The 16191-nt window shown below is 59.4% G+C and carries 14 protein-coding genes; 10 read left to right on the top strand and 4 right to left on the bottom strand.

The window, feature by feature from the left end:
- Positions 1–439: 439 nt before the first annotated feature.
- The gene (gene tyrS, locus VF436_RS05445) at positions 440–1651 is read right to left on the bottom strand and encodes a tyrosine--tRNA ligase (RefSeq protein ID WP_330902989.1); all 1212 of its coding nucleotides are present in this window, start codon (positions 1649–1651) and stop codon (positions 440–442) included.
- A 185-nt stretch (positions 1652–1836) separates the two neighbouring features.
- Between tyrS and VF436_RS05440 the strand changes: the two genes are divergently transcribed.
- Both VF436_RS05440 and VF436_RS05435 read left to right on the top strand, forming a co-directional pair.
- Positions 1837–3273 (top strand): OapA family protein, encoded by a 1437-nt coding sequence (locus VF436_RS05440; protein WP_330902988.1) that lies wholly within the window; start codon positions 1837–1839, stop codon positions 3271–3273.
- Between the two features lie 9 nt (positions 3274–3282).
- Positions 3283–4404: an anhydro-N-acetylmuramic acid kinase gene (locus VF436_RS05435; protein WP_330902987.1), complete on the top strand. Its 1122-nt coding sequence runs from the start codon at positions 3283–3285 to the stop codon at positions 4402–4404.
- 117 nt (positions 4405–4521) lie between these two features.
- Here the strand turns inward: VF436_RS05435 and VF436_RS05430 are convergent, their stop codons facing one another.
- From VF436_RS05430 to VF436_RS05420, 3 genes are all read right to left on the bottom strand, one after another.
- On the bottom strand, positions 4522–4797 hold the full coding sequence (locus VF436_RS05430; RefSeq protein ID WP_330902986.1) for a hypothetical protein: 276 nt from the start codon (positions 4795–4797) through the stop codon (positions 4522–4524).
- 72 nt (positions 4798–4869) lie between these two features.
- Positions 4870–6183, bottom strand: coding sequence for an AmpG family muropeptide MFS transporter (locus VF436_RS05425; protein WP_414649816.1), 1314 nt, complete (start codon positions 6181–6183; stop codon positions 4870–4872).
- On the bottom strand, positions 6173–6943 hold the full coding sequence (locus VF436_RS05420; RefSeq protein ID WP_330902985.1) for an exodeoxyribonuclease III: 771 nt from the start codon (positions 6941–6943) through the stop codon (positions 6173–6175). The genes VF436_RS05425 and VF436_RS05420 overlap by 11 nt, the downstream gene beginning before the upstream one ends.
- A gap of 341 nt (positions 6944–7284) precedes the next feature.
- On the opposite strand from VF436_RS05420, the gene pyrE reads away from it, so the two are divergent.
- The 8 genes from pyrE to VF436_RS05380 all read left to right on the top strand — a co-directional run.
- On the top strand, positions 7285–7935 hold the full coding sequence (gene pyrE / locus VF436_RS05415; RefSeq protein ID WP_330902984.1) for an orotate phosphoribosyltransferase: 651 nt from the start codon (positions 7285–7287) through the stop codon (positions 7933–7935).
- A gap of 90 nt (positions 7936–8025) precedes the next feature.
- Positions 8026–8679, top strand: a complete 654-nt coding sequence (locus tag VF436_RS05410; RefSeq protein WP_330902983.1) for a DUF4124 domain-containing protein — start codon at positions 8026–8028, stop codon at positions 8677–8679.
- 147 nt (positions 8680–8826) lie between these two features.
- The gene (pilV, locus tag VF436_RS05405) at positions 8827–9345 is read left to right on the top strand and encodes a type IV pilus modification protein PilV (protein ID WP_330902982.1); all 519 of its coding nucleotides are present in this window, start codon (positions 8827–8829) and stop codon (positions 9343–9345) included.
- The gene (locus VF436_RS05400) at positions 9342–10664 is read left to right on the top strand and encodes a PilW family protein (RefSeq protein WP_330902981.1); all 1323 of its coding nucleotides are present in this window, start codon (positions 9342–9344) and stop codon (positions 10662–10664) included. The genes pilV and VF436_RS05400 overlap by 4 nt, the downstream gene beginning before the upstream one ends.
- An 18-nt stretch (positions 10665–10682) precedes the next feature.
- Positions 10683–11333, top strand: a complete 651-nt coding sequence (locus VF436_RS05395) for a hypothetical protein (protein ID WP_330902980.1) — start codon at positions 10683–10685, stop codon at positions 11331–11333.
- Positions 11334–11348: 15 nt separating this feature from the next.
- Positions 11349–11753 (top strand): type IV pilin protein, encoded by a 405-nt coding sequence (locus VF436_RS05390; protein WP_330902979.1) that lies wholly within the window; start codon positions 11349–11351, stop codon positions 11751–11753.
- Positions 11753–15664 (top strand): pilus assembly protein, encoded by a 3912-nt coding sequence (locus VF436_RS05385; protein ID WP_330902978.1) that lies wholly within the window; start codon positions 11753–11755, stop codon positions 15662–15664. The genes VF436_RS05390 and VF436_RS05385 overlap by 1 nt, the downstream gene beginning before the upstream one ends.
- Before the next feature lie 41 nt (positions 15665–15705).
- Positions 15706–16191: GspH/FimT family protein (locus VF436_RS05380; protein ID WP_330902977.1), on the top strand; the 486-nt coding region annotated here is incomplete at its 3' end.

Here is a 16191-nt window from a genome sequence, read left to right as displayed (position 1 = left end):
AACGCAAGACGCCCACACAAGTCACCTGCGCACACTGTCAAAGATCTCAACCACTTGCGGACTTTTCTTCGTACCGCGCCGGAACATTTCGTTCCGAGTGAGCCGCCCATTCTACATCGTTTTTCCTGTCCGTCAACACCTTCGTCAAACATTTTGCTTAGCGAGGGAGTTGCCGAAGAGGGGATGCCTCGGCGGGGAGGCGAATAATAGGGAGGGGTGCTATTTCTGGCAAGCGTTTTCGCAAAAATTTCTCAAAATTTTTTCATTTCTTCGCTAAGTCGTTGTTCTCGCTCGAAGCCATCATCGCGACGAAGATTGACCCGAACGCGGAGCGCACCAAGAGGACGCATGGACGCCCTGGATCATCGCTCAATCCAACTCGCCCTAGCCCTCCGACAGCACCGTCACGGTCACACTGTGCGGACCGTGACGGTAATCTTCAGTCTTGCTTGAGCAGTACGCGCGCGAAGTTGCGCTTGCCTACCTGCAACACACCTTCGAAGCCCGGCGCAAAGATACGCTGCGCATCTTCGACGACCTCGCCATCAATACGTACGGCGCGCTCTTTCAACTTGCGGGTAGCCTCTCCATTGCTTGCCGTCAGCCCCGCTGCCGTAAACAAGGCCGCCAAACGCAAGCCCTCGGATGGCACTGATATCTCCGAGAGCGGCAACAGGCTGGTATCCCCTTCCCCGCGCACGACGGCATGCCAGCCAGCAATCGCCAGCTCCGCGGCGGCGGCATCATGGAAGCGCGTCGTCAGTTCGCGCGCCAGGCGCAGCTTGGCGTCACGGGGATTGAGTGCATTACTGGCGACGTCTTGCTTCATCTGCGCCAATTCGTCGAGCGACACCTCGAAGCTCAACAGCTCGAACCAGCGCCACATCAATTCGTCGCCGATCTTCATGGTCTTGGTGACCATGTCGATCGCCGGCTCGTTGATGCCAATGTAGTTACCCAGCGACTTGGACATCTTGTTGACGCCGTCCAGGCCTTCGAGCAGCGGCATGGTCAATACGATCTGCGGCGACTGACCATGGTGTTCCTGCAAGGCGCGCCCCATCAGCAAATTGAACTTCTGGTCGGTGCCGCCCAGCTCCACGTCGCATTCGAGTGCCACCGAGTCGTAGCCCTGCACCAGCGGATACAGGAATTCATGAATGGCAATCGGCTGCTGGCCGGAGAAGCGCTTGGAGAAATCGTCGCGCTCAAGCATGCGTGCCACGGTGTGCTGGGCCGCCAGCTTGATCATGTCGGCAGCGGTCATCTTGCCGAACCACTCCGAGTTGAAACGCAATTCGGTCTTTTCGCGGTCGAGTACCTTGAACACCTGCTCGGCATAGGTCTCGGCATTGGCCAGTACATCCTCCCGCGACAGCGGCTTACGGGTGACATTCTTGCCCGTGGGGTCACCGATCATTCCGGTGAAGTCGCCGATCAGGAAGATCGCCTGGTGTCCGAGGTCCTGGAACTGGCGCATCTTGTTGAGCAGTACGGTATGCCCCAGGTGCAGATCCGGCGCAGTCGGGTCGAAGCCCGCCTTGATGCGCAAGGGACGGCCACGCTTGAGACGCTCGACCAGTTCTTCCTGCTTGATGATTTCATCGGCGCCGCGCGCAATGATGGCCAACGCCTGGTCGAGCTCGTTCATGGTGTCCTCAAAGATGGATGCCGCGCACCGGTACAGTCCGGTGTGGTCACAAAGGTGAATGGGGTTAATTGTGCGTTAACCCAAAACGTAGCGCAAACCCTTGATGGGAAAGGCGTTGACGCCGTTTACACTAGCCCGTTATGGTACGCGCCAATCGTTATTTTGTATCGTGGGGCTAACCGGGCATGGGTGAAGGCAACAAGATCGCGCGCGCTGCGCGTAAGGAAGCCATACGCCGCAAGGCGCAACGCCGGCACTCCCACTTTTACGAACGCGTTTCTCACTGGTCTTTCGGGCACCACAGCGAAGAGCCGATCCATTGGCATAGAGAGCGCTGGGTGCTCGCCGGTACTGCCGTCCTGATCACCGCGCTTTCCGGGTTCATCATTCCCGCCTGGGCCAGCGCCATGAAGCCGGCCACCACCAAGGCCGAACATTCGCTGCTGCCACTGGCGCTGCCCAAGGCCGATGTGGTGACGCACCAGATGCCGACCGTGGAGGATTGGCACATCGTGCAGGTACGTCCCGGCCAGAACCTGGGCGACATCTTTCAAAGCCAGGGCCTTAGCCTCACCGACCTGCAACACGTGGTTGACCTGGCCGGTGACGCCAAGGCCTTGCACAATATCCGCCCCGGTCAGGAGTTCGACTTCCTGCTTGGTAGCGATGGCAGTCTCAAGGGCATCCGCTTCGACAAGGACGAAGCCAACCGCGCCACCATCCGCTTCGATGGCGACAAGCCGAGCATGGTCGCGCAAGCGCGCGAAGTGGAGCGTCGCGAGCACATCGCGCACGGCGTGATCGATAGCTCGCTGTTTGCCGCCGGCTCCAAGGCAGGCATGAGCAATGCGATGGTGCTCAAGCTGGCCGAGCTGTTCAAATACGACATCGACTTCGTGCAGGACCTGCGCGAAGGCGACAGCTTCACACTGGTCTATGACGACGTCTACCGCGACGGTGCCTATCTGCATGAAGGCGATATCGTGGCTGCGGAATTCGTCAACCAGGGCCAGCGCTACACCGCCTACCGCTTCAAGAAGGACGACGGCAGCTACGGCTGGTTCAGTGAAGATGGCCGTCCGATCCAGAAATCGTTCCTGCGTATCCCGGTCGATTTCACCCGTATCTCATCCACCTTCAGTGCTGCCCGCTTCCATCCCATCCTGGGCAAGATGCGTGCACACAAGGGCGTGGACTACGCCGCACCCACCGGCACGCCGATCCATGCGGCCGGCGATGGCGTGATCAAGTACAAAGGTTGGATGAACGGCTACGGCAACTTCGTGGTGATCCAGCACAACGGCACCATCAGCACCGCCTACGGGCACATGTCCAAGTTCGGTACCGAGAAGCTCGGCCAGCGCGTGAGCCAGGGTCAGGTGATCGGCTATGTCGGCATGACGGGCCTGGCGACCGGCCCGCACCTGCATTACGAATTCCGTGTCAATAACGTCCAGCGTGATCCGCAGACGGTGACGCTGCCCAAGCCCGAGCCGATGAGCGGCGTGCAGCTGGCCAAGTTCAAGTCAACCGTGGTGCAGCCGCAACTGGCTCGCCTCAAGCAACTGGACAACAACATGAAGATGGCTCGCAACGGCAGCGCCTCGCGCACCGACGACTAACTCCATACTGTGGACGACGCTTCATCGCTCTATATAGGGCTGATTTCAGGCACCAGCGCGGATGGCATCGATGCCGCGCTGGTTCGCTTCGAGCAGGACCGCCCGCAACTGGTGGCCGCCATAACCCATCCCTGGCCTCACGAACTGCGTACGCGCATCCTCGAGGTTGCGCAGGATGAAACGCGCCTGGACCTGGACAGTTACGGCCGACTGGACGTTGCCATCGGCCAGTGCTTTGCCGACGCTGCGCTGGCCGTCGTGCAATCAAGTGGGCTTTGCGCCTCCAGCATTCGCGCCATCGGCTCGCACGGGCAGACGCTTCGTCACCGCCCAGCCGGTACGTACCCGTTTACCTTGCAGGTTGGCGATCCGGCCGTGATAGCCGAGCGCTGCGGCATTGACGTCGTGGCGGACTTCCGACGAGCCGACGTCGCCGCGGGCGGCCAAGGTGCGCCACTGCTGCCCGCGGTACACGCGATGCTGCTTTCCGCGCCAGGCCGGACACGCGTGGTGCTGAATCTTGGCGGCATCGCCAATATCACTGTGCTGGGTGCGCAAGGCGAGGTATTGGGCTTCGATACCGGGCCCGCCAACGGCCTGATGGATGCCTGGCACATGCGCCATCGCGGCGAGGCATTCGATCGCGATGGCGCGTTTGCCGCCAGCGGCAGGGCCAACGAGACGCTGCTCGCCGCGTTGCTGGCCGACCCCTATTTTGCGCTGCCTGCCCCCAAGAGCACCGGAAGGGAGCATTTCCACCTGGCATGGCTCGAATCGCACACGGCCACGCAAGAGGTAACCGTGGCCGATGTACAAGCCACGCTGCTGGAACTGTCGGCACGCAGCATTGCCGATGCCATTGCACGCCACGCACCCGATGCAATCGATGTGTTGGCGTGCGGTGGCGGCGTGCACAACGGCGCGTTGATGCGACGGCTGGGCGAATACCTGGGTCCCGTCACCCTGGGCAATACCGCGGATCTGGGCGTGGACCCCGATTACCTGGAAGCCACTGCCTTTGCGTGGCTGGCGCGGCAGCGGTTGCTGGGACTACCAGGCAGCCTGCCTGCAGTGACCGGGGCGAAGGGGCCGCGCGTACTCGGGGCCGTGTATCTAGCACCACGTGATTGATCGGCTGCCACGATGGTCTGCGCGGCAGGGGTAACGTCGGGGGATCTCGAATAACGCCCAACGAAAACGTCATTCCTGCGTACCGTAGGAGGGTGTTCGGACACCCTGAAACCGCTGTTACTTGGACAGACTGCTGGCGGGAGCGACGGACAGGGCCTGGATGGCTTCCTGGAATGCGGCTTTTTCTTCTGGATCCCACTGGCCGGCGAGCATGGTCAGATCACCCGGATCGAGCAGGGTCTCGGCAAAGATGTTGCCGGCCGTGGCCATGCCAAGCCCGTGGCGCAACGCATGCAGAACCACGTCGTTGATGGACCACTGACGCTCCTTGGCCAGTTGCTTGATGCGCTCGGCCATGAGGCTGTCAATGTGGCGTATGGTCAAATCCGGCACGGCCCTCTCCAAGACACGATGCCCCTGTCACCCAATGGTGGCAAGTTATGGCCCTGGCGTACAAGTGCTTTTTTAAGACAATTCTTTGTCAGGCAAAGCCTTGCGATCAAGCTGAATGAATCTGGGCCAGAGGCAGGCGAACAGCAGCATGGCGGGCAGCAGCGACAGCGTGGTGATCACGAAGAACATGCCATAGCCCGTCGCCATCGCGATACCGCCAGCAAAGAAGCCAAGCACTTTGCCCGGCAGATTCACCATGGAGCTCAAGAGCGCGTACTGGGTTGCCGTGTGTTGCTTGTTTACCAGCGAGGAGAGGAAGGCTACGGTCGGTGGCCCGAGCATGCCCAGGGTGAAGTTTTCGCCGGAGATCACCAGTGCCAGCACCATGACATTGCCCGGGTGCTGGATCAGAAACAGGTAAAGCAAGTTGCTGGCACCCGCCACCACGATCGCCACGCCAAGCGGTCGCCACGCGCCCCAGCGGGCTACCAGCGCCCCGCCAAAGAAGGTGCCGGCAATGCCCACCCAGATACCCCAGATCTTGGTGACCGTGCCGATCTGCGTCTTGTCAAAGCCCATATCGCGATAGAACGGACCCATCACACCACCGATCGTGGCCTGTTCGGGAATCTTGAACAGCAGGATGAAAGCCAGAGTCAGCAGGGCCAGCGCCCAGCCATAACGGCGAAAGAAATCGGCGAAGGGATCGACCACGCTTTCGAACATTGCCTGCCGCCAGCCGCGCGGTGCCTCGCGCTGAATCTGCGGCTCACGCGCCAGCAGCGTCGTGGCGATCGGAATCAGCATCGTGGCGGCCATACCCAGGTACACCACGCGCCAAGGCACATGGTCGGCCATGATCAGGGCCACGGCGCCGGCCACGATCAGCGCGATGCGATAGCCCAGCGAATAAGTGGCCACGAGCGCGCCCTGTGACTCAAGCGGCGCGATCTCGATGCGATAGGCATCGACGGCGATGTCCTGGGTGGCGCCGAAGAACGCGACGAACAAGGTCGCCGCCACGAACCATGGCAATTGCGACGGCGACAGCGCCGCCATGGCGAGCAACCCGCCGGTGACGCAGAGCTGGGCGAACAACAGCCAGCCCCGGCGCAAGCCCAGGCGGCGAAACAGCGGCAACTGCCAGTGATCGAGCAAGGGAGCCCACACGAACTTGAAGGCGTACGTCATGCCGGCACTGGCGATCATCGTGATGTCTTTCAGCACGATGCCTTTTTCTTTCAGCCAATACGCCAGGGTGCCCGCTACCAGCAGGAACGGCAGCCCCGAGGAAAACCCCAGGAACGCCATGATTCCTGCCGAAGGTTCGGTGAACGCTTTCCAGATCGAGGGCTTGGCGGGCTGGGTAACCGGCTCAGTCGGCATAGTCGACCGTGTAAGGGGCGTGGTCGGAGAAACGCTCGTCCCGATAGATCGAGCACGACTTCAGGCGGTCGCGCAGGCCGGGCGTGACGATCTGGTAGTCGATACGCCAACCCACGTTATTGGCGCGCGCCTGGCCACGATTGGACCACCATGTGTACTCCACCGCATCAGGCTTGATGGCGCGAAAGCTGTCCACCCAGCCGCGTTGCTTGAACAACAAATCCAGCCATGCTCTTTCTTCAGGCAGGCAGCCGGAGTTCTTCTGGTTGGACGACCAGTTCTTGATGTCGTCCTTGGTGTGCACGATGTTCCAGTCGCCGCAGAGCACGTAATCGCGGCCGCTGCGCAGCCACTCATCGAAGATCGGCGTGATCCATTCCATCACCTTGAACTTGAACTGCTGGCGTTCGTCGCCCGAGGAACCTGAAGGTACATACAGCGAGACCACGCTGAGGTTGCCGAAGCGCGCCTCGATGTAGCGACCTTCGCTGTCGAAAGGCTCCCAGCCCAGCTCCGTGCGAACTTCATCGGGTTCACGCCTGGCATAGATCGCCACACCGCTGTAGCCCTTCTTGCTGGTCGCGTCCCGATAGAAGCAATGATGCCCATCCGGACGAAACATCGGATCGGTCAACTGACTCTCCTGGGATTTGGTCTCTTGCAGGCACACGACATCGGCCTTCTGCTTGCGCAGCCATTCGAAGACACCCTTGGTGCCGGCCGAACGAATACCGTTGGCATTGAGACTGATGATGCGCATGCGCCTCTCCTGCAGAAGCCGGGAAAAACCATATGATAACAGTCGGATGCTCCATGCCTGAGTTCGGCGCGAGGGCAACGACACGCGCCCATCTCCGGGGGGCTGAAGATCGGCGGGGCCAGCCGAGCAGCAAGACCGCCATGGCATGGGCCAGGAAGAAACCAGCCAACCGACTATCGGCTCGACATGCACGCGCGGCGACGACACACTTGTCGTCGATCTCCGCTCACTACCAGGGCTGGGCAGCGCGAGATCGGTTGCCACGAACCCGCCGCCGTCACGCGTCAGGTTTCCCCGCGTAAACTATGCATCGAAAGTATTTCTTCCCCGACGAGGTCTCCGTGCACGACTATCAGCGCGATTTCATCGAACTCACCCTGCAGCGTGATGTCCTGCGTTTTGGTGAGTTCACACTCAAGTCGGGCCGCCTGAGCCCCTATTTCTTCAATATGGGGCGGATCGACTCCGGGGCCGCGCTGGCCCAGCTTGGCCGGGCCTACGCGGCAGCGGCGGCAAACTCCGGCGTGGCCTTCGATATGTTATTCGGTCCCGCCTACAAGGGAATCGCCTTGGCAGCGGCTACGGCCATTGCCCTGGCCGATCACCAGCAACGCGATGTTCCATGGGCGTACAACCGCAAGGAAGCGAAGGATCATGGCGAAGGCGGCACCTTGGTCGGGGCACCCCTGCAGGGGCGCGTGCTGATCGTTGACGATGTCATGACAGCCGGCACCGCCGTTCGCGAATCACTGTCGCTGATTCGTGCCCAGGGTGCGACACCGGCAGGCGTATTGATCGCACTGGATCGGCAGGAACGTGGACAAGGCCATCGATCCGCCGCTCAGGAAGTTACCGCGGAATTTGACATTCCCGTCATCGCCATCACCGGATTGAACGATGTGCTGGCCTATGCAGGGCAGCGTCCGGATCTTGCGGACGACTACGCCCGGCTGCTTGCCTACCGGGAGCGTTTTGGCGTCGCCGTTGATTGATTTGGATCACATCGTGGACATACTGGCTCCCAGACGGGCTGACCGCGGGCTCGTGATGGCTATACTGGGATGGATGCTCAGGGGAGAGACATGCGAAAGATTGCCACGACCTTGCTGATGACAGGCCTGCTGACAAGTGTTGCGGCCATGGCGCAAAGCAACGACAAACCCAGCGTCTATCGCTATCGCTACCGTGATGCACAAGGCCAGCCCCATTACAGTGATGGGTTGACGTCGGATGCAATCAAATACGGTTATGACGTTGTCAACGATCACGGTATCGTGATCAGGCACGTCGACAAACCGCTGTCGCCCGAGGAACGTGTACAGGCCCAGAAGCTCGCCGAGCAACAGGCCGCTGCCAAACGCGCAGCCGAAGACCAGGCGCACAATGACGATCAGATGGTAGCCGCCTATCCGACGGAGGCTTCCTACCAAGCCTCACTGAAACAGAACCTGGACACCATCGACCAGCAGATCAACACCACCAAGATCAACTTGCATAGCCAGGAAAAAGCGTTGACCGACCTGCTGGCGCGCGCGGGCGAATCCGAACGCGCCAAGCAGCCTGTTCCCAAATCGCTCAATGATGCCATCGCACAACAGCGCAACGTGGTGGCAGCGCAGCGCGCCACACTGCTGAAACAGGAAGTATCCCGTGATGCCGCCGAGACCCGGATGGGCGCGCAGATGGCGCACTATCGCGAGGTGAAAGCGGCCATGCAGAAAGATCGCGGCGAATAAACCGATCCACCGCTCCGCCCGCACGAAAAGGAAACAGGTCCGGGTTTCCTCACATATGCCGCCTCCGTAGGCCGATAGTCCGAGCATTCATTTCACTGCGAAATATCCCTACCGTGCATACGCGCGCATGGAAGGGGGTAATCGCCGATGACGAGGCGATCTAGGCAGCGAGGTGTTTCGCTGATAGAAATCTTGGTGGCGGTGCTGGTCTTCGCTTTTGGTATGGCCGGCACCGGGGCACTTCTGATCGCCGCGGCCCGATCCAACCAGTCAGCCTACCTGCGCAGCCAGGCCATCTTTCTTGCGCAGGGCATGAGTGATCGAATGCGTATCAACCCAATCGGGGTCTGGACGCAAGCCTATGACGGCGACTACCCCCACGTTGGCCGTTCCATGCCCTGCAGAGCAGCAGCTTGCGATCCCGCGGCTTTGGCCGCGCACGATAAAGCGGCCTGGAGCGCCCAGCTCCGCCAGCATCTGCCCAATCCCACCGGGCGACTCCGTTGCGACAGAAGTCAGGCTGGTTACGACCCGGTAAGCACAGGCCAGATTGGCTTGCGACCCCCCTTTGGCGGCAGCTGCCACCTGACGATCCAATGGGATGGGCGTGTCATTATCGCAGGTGCGGATGCCCGTCAGACACTGACCTGGGAGTTCCAGCCATGACGATGACGGTTCGTCGCGGCGAGCGCGGCCTTTCGCTGATTGAGGTACTCATCGTGCTCGCCTTGGGCGTCATGCTGGGGCTGGTGATGGTCAACCTCTTCCTGACTTTGGCTGCACATAATCGTGTGCAGCGACAACTGTCGCGACTACAGGAAGAAGGGCGATACGCCGTCAGTCAGCTTGGCCGCGAACTGGCCCAAGCCAACGCCCAGTATTGCAATAACACGGGGGGAAATGCCTCGGTGCAATCCAATGGCATCTACATTGATGCGCTGCGCGCTCCGCGGGTGCTATCCCGTGAACTGGCACGCTCCTTAGGTGGCATGGACCTCACCACGATTCCCGGGGCAGGAGGCTACCCCGGCGATCCGGGCACGGCATATGCGCTACCCGCATTTCTATCCATGCGTGGATACGCGTGCGCGCTCGGCGGTTGCAAGCCCGTCGATCCCTCCACCGGCACATCGCTTCCTGGCATGGGAAAGAACGTAGGCAATCGCGTGCCGGGCAGCGATGTCCTGACGGTACGTCATATAGACAGCAACCAGGGATGGGCAGTCGGATCGACAACACGGGTCCAGCCCGACCTGACCTTCCCGCAACGCATCAAGAGCATCACAATCAATCCTGCGCTGAACGAGCCTGTAAACAACTTCGAGCCCGGCGACCTGGCTTATCTCGCCGACTGCACGGAGGGTCAGATTTTCTCTGTCGCAGTGAACGGCAGTGAACTAGTGCCTACAGGCGCCAATTATACGCCGCCGCAGGTCGACGCGGAAGCAACCGCACCGCGCCTGTTCAACTTCAGTCGCGACTTTCGCACGGTGACCTACTACCTGGGCATCGTGGACGACGGCCAGGCCGGAAAGACCGGCGCGCTGTTCAAGCAGGTCAACGGCAATGACCCGAATCGCGCCGGGTCCCGCAGCGAACTGATACGTGGCATCGAACGAATGAATTTCCTGTTCGCTGTGGAAGACACACAGGGAAACACACGCTACATGACCGCAGATGAAGTCGATAACGCCACGTCATGCCCGCGCGTGGCCAGGGGCGTAACCGCACCGATCCCCAACCATGAGCCAGGATGCCTCTGGCGCGCCATCAAGGCGATCCAGGTGAACATGCTGCTCAGCGGACAAATCCCGGTGCCCGCGCTATCCACACCCGAGCTGGCCTATGTGTACGAACCTGACGCACTCGATGGCCCAAAGCCTCCCGACGATCACCCCATCAGGCCCACGGACCAGGGATTTGCAGAAAAACTAATACGTCGCGAATTCACCACCGTGATTTCCTTGCGCAATTTCAACCCTTGACGATGACGGAACATCTTCATGTATCGATTTGCACGCATGCCACATAAGAACCTGCATAACCGCAGGCACACACGAGGCACAGCGCTAGTGATGGCTCTCGTCTTTCTGCTCGCAGCCACCCTCATTGCGCTCAGCGCATCCGGAAGATCCATTCTTCAACAACGCATGACCCATGGACTCTATCAAGCCGAAATGGCTGACATGCTGGCCGAAACCACGTTGCGAGGTGCTGAATGGTCACTGTGGATGCAGAGCATCGATCCACTCACGCCGCTGCACTGTGGCATGACATCGTCAAGCCGTTGCTACCGGTACGATCTTCAACAGCCCATTTATCAGCCCGGCGGCGTGGTATCGACATTTCGATCGTCCAACGCATGGGTCGAAAATGGCGCGAGCGTATATCGAGGGCCCGCCAATACCATCGATTACACGATCCCTCGATACGGCGGTGCCGCCCACAACCCGGTATTCATTGTCGAGGATCTGGGCATCGAGCGCCCGCCGGGCATGACATCCGGACCATCCGAATCAGGCGCTACCGGCGGCGATCGATCTGGCTATGACAGCCATGAGCGCCATATCTATCGCATTACCGCACGCGCCAGTGGCCCCGATAGAAACATCCTGCGTGTGGTCGAAAGCACATACGCAGCCAAAAGCCATTGAAAAAAGCCAGGTGCCATGACACGCCTTCTTGCACGCCACCGCGGCTTCAGCCTGATCGAACTCTTGGCGGTATTGCTGATCACCGCGTTGCTGGCATCGATCGCCATCCCTTCCTATCAGAAGTACATCCATCGCAGTTACCGCACGGAAGCAAAGGATATGCTGCTACGAATCGCTAGCGCGCAGGAACGCTATTTTTCCGCTCAGAATCGTTACGGCTCGCTACGCGAACTGGGCATCACCGATGCCAGGACGTCTCACCATCACTATGAGGTCGATGTCGAGTCGGACGCGAGCCAGTTCAAGGCAACAGCAAGACCGCTTGGACAACAGACCAAGGACAGATGCGGCTCGCTTTCGCTCGATCATACGGGTCGACGATCTTCTTCAGCTTCACAGCAGACGAGAGATTGCTGGTGATGGCTACTCAGACAACAACGTGCGGACGACTCGATGTTTCCTGGTATGGGCGGATCCTCGCTACCGGAGCAGGCATTGCGTGTTTTATGATTGCCATGCCAAATCAGGCGTGGGGCGCAGTGGACCTTATCAAGGGCACCGTGGAACTGAGCCCCGCGCCACCGGAAGCAGCCCAGAACGTCGCGCCCAATATCGCGTTCACCTTCGATGATTCTGGTTCCATGGCCTGGACATACATGGGGGATCTTCCCCCTTTCTCCGGCACGACCTGGAATGGCCCGTGGGCCTGCGCGGGCGTGATCGACCCTGATGCCAAGGCAGACGATGATTTTCGCCAGGCCACCATGAACGGGGTCTACTACAATCCGAATGTGTCGTATGACGTCCCGCTGCGCGCAGATGGAACGCCGTTTCCCCAGGCCGACGCTTCCTTGAGAGCAGTATGGACTGACGGTATCGCAGTCAATCGGCGCTATCAGCGTGTCAATGCCTCCGCACCCGGCTTCTATAACAATCCCAATGCCTCCAAGTCGGCAACCAGTGCGGATGCTGGCCGACGCAGCAATCTGATGGCTACGTCCGCAAATCAGCGTTGGCGATGCGCCGACACACTAACCAGCCCCATGGACGGAAAACTCGTCACACTTAGCGACGGTTCGACGATCAGGTATCCACAAGGCGGCCCGTACTACTACCGACTCAAACGCGGCATGGGGCGCAATCAGCTCTTCAGAGCGGCTAACTGGGAGGCTATTCCGGTCCCTTCAACGCAATATCAAAACTTCGCCAACTGGTATGCCTATTACCGTACACGCAACCAGGTGGCGAGGACAGCAGCCGTACGCGTATTTGGCAGACTGGGCAAACCCCAGGATGGCGGCGGCTTCGGCTCGCCCTTCCGCATCACATGGCAGCTATTGAACAACAACAGTTTCCTGCTTCCCGCCAACAGCATCATCAGCGAGCTGATCGATTTACCGGGGTGTGTCAATGGTGGCTCGGCCAACCCAAGTCTCACGCAGGTTGGAAATGCCCGCGTGATACCTGACTGCTATCGAAGCGCCTTCTTCAACCTGCTTCTCACTGCACCAGCCAACGGAGGCACACCCATCCGCACCGCGACCATCCGGGCCGGCGACTTCTTCAAGCGCAGCGGTACGGATCTGAGAAATCCGTATTGGACGCACGCCAAAGGCTCGAACAAGGGCAAAGAGCTTTATTGTCGCCGGAATTACCACATGCTGGTCACCGATGGCCTGTGGAATAACGACAACGTCACGCGTTCACGCGTCACCCTACCTGGCAACGCCACCACACTACCGGACGGCGTGCGCTTTCCGAGCTTGAGTCCAGGTAGCCCTACGGCACTCTATAAAGCTACGGCCGAGGCACGCGGTCAGGCATCGCTGTCGGATCTTGCTTTCCACTACTGGGCAACCAATCTGCGTCCCGATCTCTACAAACCTTCGCAGGCGCAAATCGTTCCTCCTTATATACCCGATAAAACCCTTGGCATCACGCCATCGTCTTCGGATTCCGGATCGTCGGTCACTGCCACCAATATCAATCAGGAGATCTACTTTAATCCCAAGAACGATCCGGCGACCTGGCCTCATGTGGCTCAATATCTGATAGGCATGGGTGTCGCCGGTACATTGACGCTCTCCGATGACATCCATTGTGTAACGCCGCAGTCCGATGCCTGCCGTCTCAGGAAAGGAACCCTCTCATGGCCGGTACCCAATGGCAACGAAAATGGCATTCTCGCCAATGTCGATGATACTTGGCATGCCGCGCTGGCCGGACGCGGCGGTTACTTCAATGCGAGCAATCCCGGCGCGCTTGTCGAGCAACTCGAACAGATCCTGACCAATATTTCACGCAGGAATATCCCACCCGCGATCGGCCGCGTCACATCCAGCGTTCTGAGACCAGGCGTACTTGGATTTCAGACCGTATACACGCCTGGCGAATGGCATGGCTCGTTGCAGGCGATGCACGTAAATGCCAAGGGAGAATTCGGCAATCTCGCATGGGACGCCTCCGCCATACTCACTGATCGCATACAGACGCTGCCGGCCGACCGCAACATACTGAGTTCCACCTTCGACAATCAGGGACGTTTTGCCCGAGGCATCGCATTTCGTCGCTTCGCCGACCTGGATGCCGAGGGACAAAATCTACTCAGCGCCATGCCCTCGCAATCCCAGGACACCGGCCAAGCACGCATGGACTGGCTACGTGGAGAGCGAAGCCTGGAAACGGCCAATGTCCTGCGTTCAAGGGCTCAACTGATGGGTGCGATCACGAACAGTCAACCGCTATATGTCGCGTATCCAACTCAGGCCTATCGCAATACCTGGCCTGCTGGTTCACCAGAATCCGTGGCAAATGCGAATGGCGAAGGCTATGACTCCTTCAGCTCCAAGCATCTCAAGCGACGGCCCGTGGTATATGTAGGCGCCAACGATGGCATGCTGCATGCGATCGATGCGTCGCAGGAGCGGTCAGGTTCCGGGGCAATCGTGCCCACATCTGATGCGGGACGGGAATTATTTGCCTACGTACCTCGCATCATTTATGAATCACTGGGTAGCATGACTGCCCGCAACACTTTTACCTATCGTCCAACGGTCGATGGCACTCCGATAAGTCGCGATGTCTTCTTTGCCGATGGCGCCAGCACCGGGTGGCGAACATTGCTGGTTGGCAACCTGCGACTGGGCGGCCGCGGTATCTTCGCGTTAGATATCACAAACCCCGATGAAGTCACGGAGAAGAACGCCAGTGACAAAGTGCTATGGGAGTTTCATGCTGACCAAGTTGTGCATCCGCGCTACGGCAGCGGTTCTTCAGCCAACCTTGGTTACACTTACGGTCAACCCAATATCGCACGACTTGCGCATGGTCGATGGGTAGTACTTCTGTCATCCGGGTATTTCCCCGATTGCGGCAAGCTATCCAAGCCTACTCCTTGCCATGACATACCAGAGGCATCCTCGGCATTCAGCTCGTTGTTCGTACTTGACGCGCAAAGCGGCGAGCTCATCCGCGAAATTCGTACACCAATAACCGGTGGACTTATCAGTCACGGGTTAGGCACGCCCGTGGTGGGCGATTACAACCGTGACCAAATCGATGATGTCGCCTTTGCAGGTGATCTACTCGGCAATCTTTGGCGATTTGATTTAAGTAGCGCCAACCCCAACGAATGGTCCGCCACCCTGGCTTTCATGCCAAGCAAGCCGGCCGGGCAGCCGATCACCGTCATGCCGCGCCTGTTTCCCGACCCTGCCACCGGGCGCTTTCTGGTCTTGTTCGGCACCGGCCAATTCCTCGGCATAGACGACATAAGCGATGCGATTCAAACGCAGTCGATCTACGGAATTCGCGATGTAGCGTCACCTGTGTCACGCGCCATGTTGCTTGAACAGTCGCTGGTCGAACAGACGGATGCACGCGGTGTTGTCTCATTAGGCGTCACCCGCAGACCCATCGAAAATCATCACCTGGGCTGGTACATCGACCTGAAGAGGCCAGGAAAAAACGGAGAACGCGTTGTAGTTACTCCTTTAGCCTTGTTCAATGCAAATCAGGCAATGCTTACGACGCTTATTCCAGCCAATGGAGATCCATGCAATCCGAGGAACGGCGGGGCTTACGTCATTGTCGATGCCATTAACGGTGGTGCAGGAGGAACGCCTGGCAGTTCTGACTGGACCGATAACGGCGATATATATGGCCGAGCTGGTGGAGAACTCGACGAGGCGCCCATAGGAGGCTCGCTGACCCCGGGAATACCTATCGGCGGCGGTCATATTTATTTGCCGGGCTTACGAACCCCCCAAGGATCTGCACCCGAAGCGGAGGATGCCATCTGGCGACGCAGATCGTGGAACAGGCTGCAATGACGACACGTCGCATAATGCGGTCACAGCAAGACGGTGTCACGTTGATCGAATTTCTTGTCGCGACAATCATCATGATCATGATCGTAGCGATGGCGACGCCGGTGCTTCGTACGGTTGTCGATCGCCATCGTATCAACACCGTCGTAAACCGCCTGCGAACCGACGTAGCGTTCGCACGCTCTGCCGCCGTGACGCGTAGTAGCTTCGTCTCGCTTTGCGCCAGCAGCGACGAGGAAAGTTGCGGCGGCACCTATAGTGACAGTCGTATCGTCTATGGCTACACCGCCGGCAGAGCCGTCGCGTCAACACCGATCGACCATGAAGGCATCGTGTTGCGTAGTACACGAGCGCGAAAAGGCGTTTCCATCAAGGGAAGTCGTTCTGGTGTCATAAGTTTCGATGGCCAGGGACAACTGGTATCGAAAACGGGAGCACCCCCGCTAGTCTTCAAGGTCTGTCTACTTCGTGGCAGTGACCAAGTGATCAACACACCGCAAACACCCGGCAAACGTCTGGTCGTTACTCCC

This window comes from Dyella sp., from assembly GCF_036384435.1.
Taxonomy (GTDB): Bacteria; Pseudomonadota; Gammaproteobacteria; order Xanthomonadales; family Rhodanobacteraceae; genus GSA-30.
Note: the sequence above shows the minus strand (reverse complement) of the source record. Positions and strands in the feature narration are given on the sequence as shown.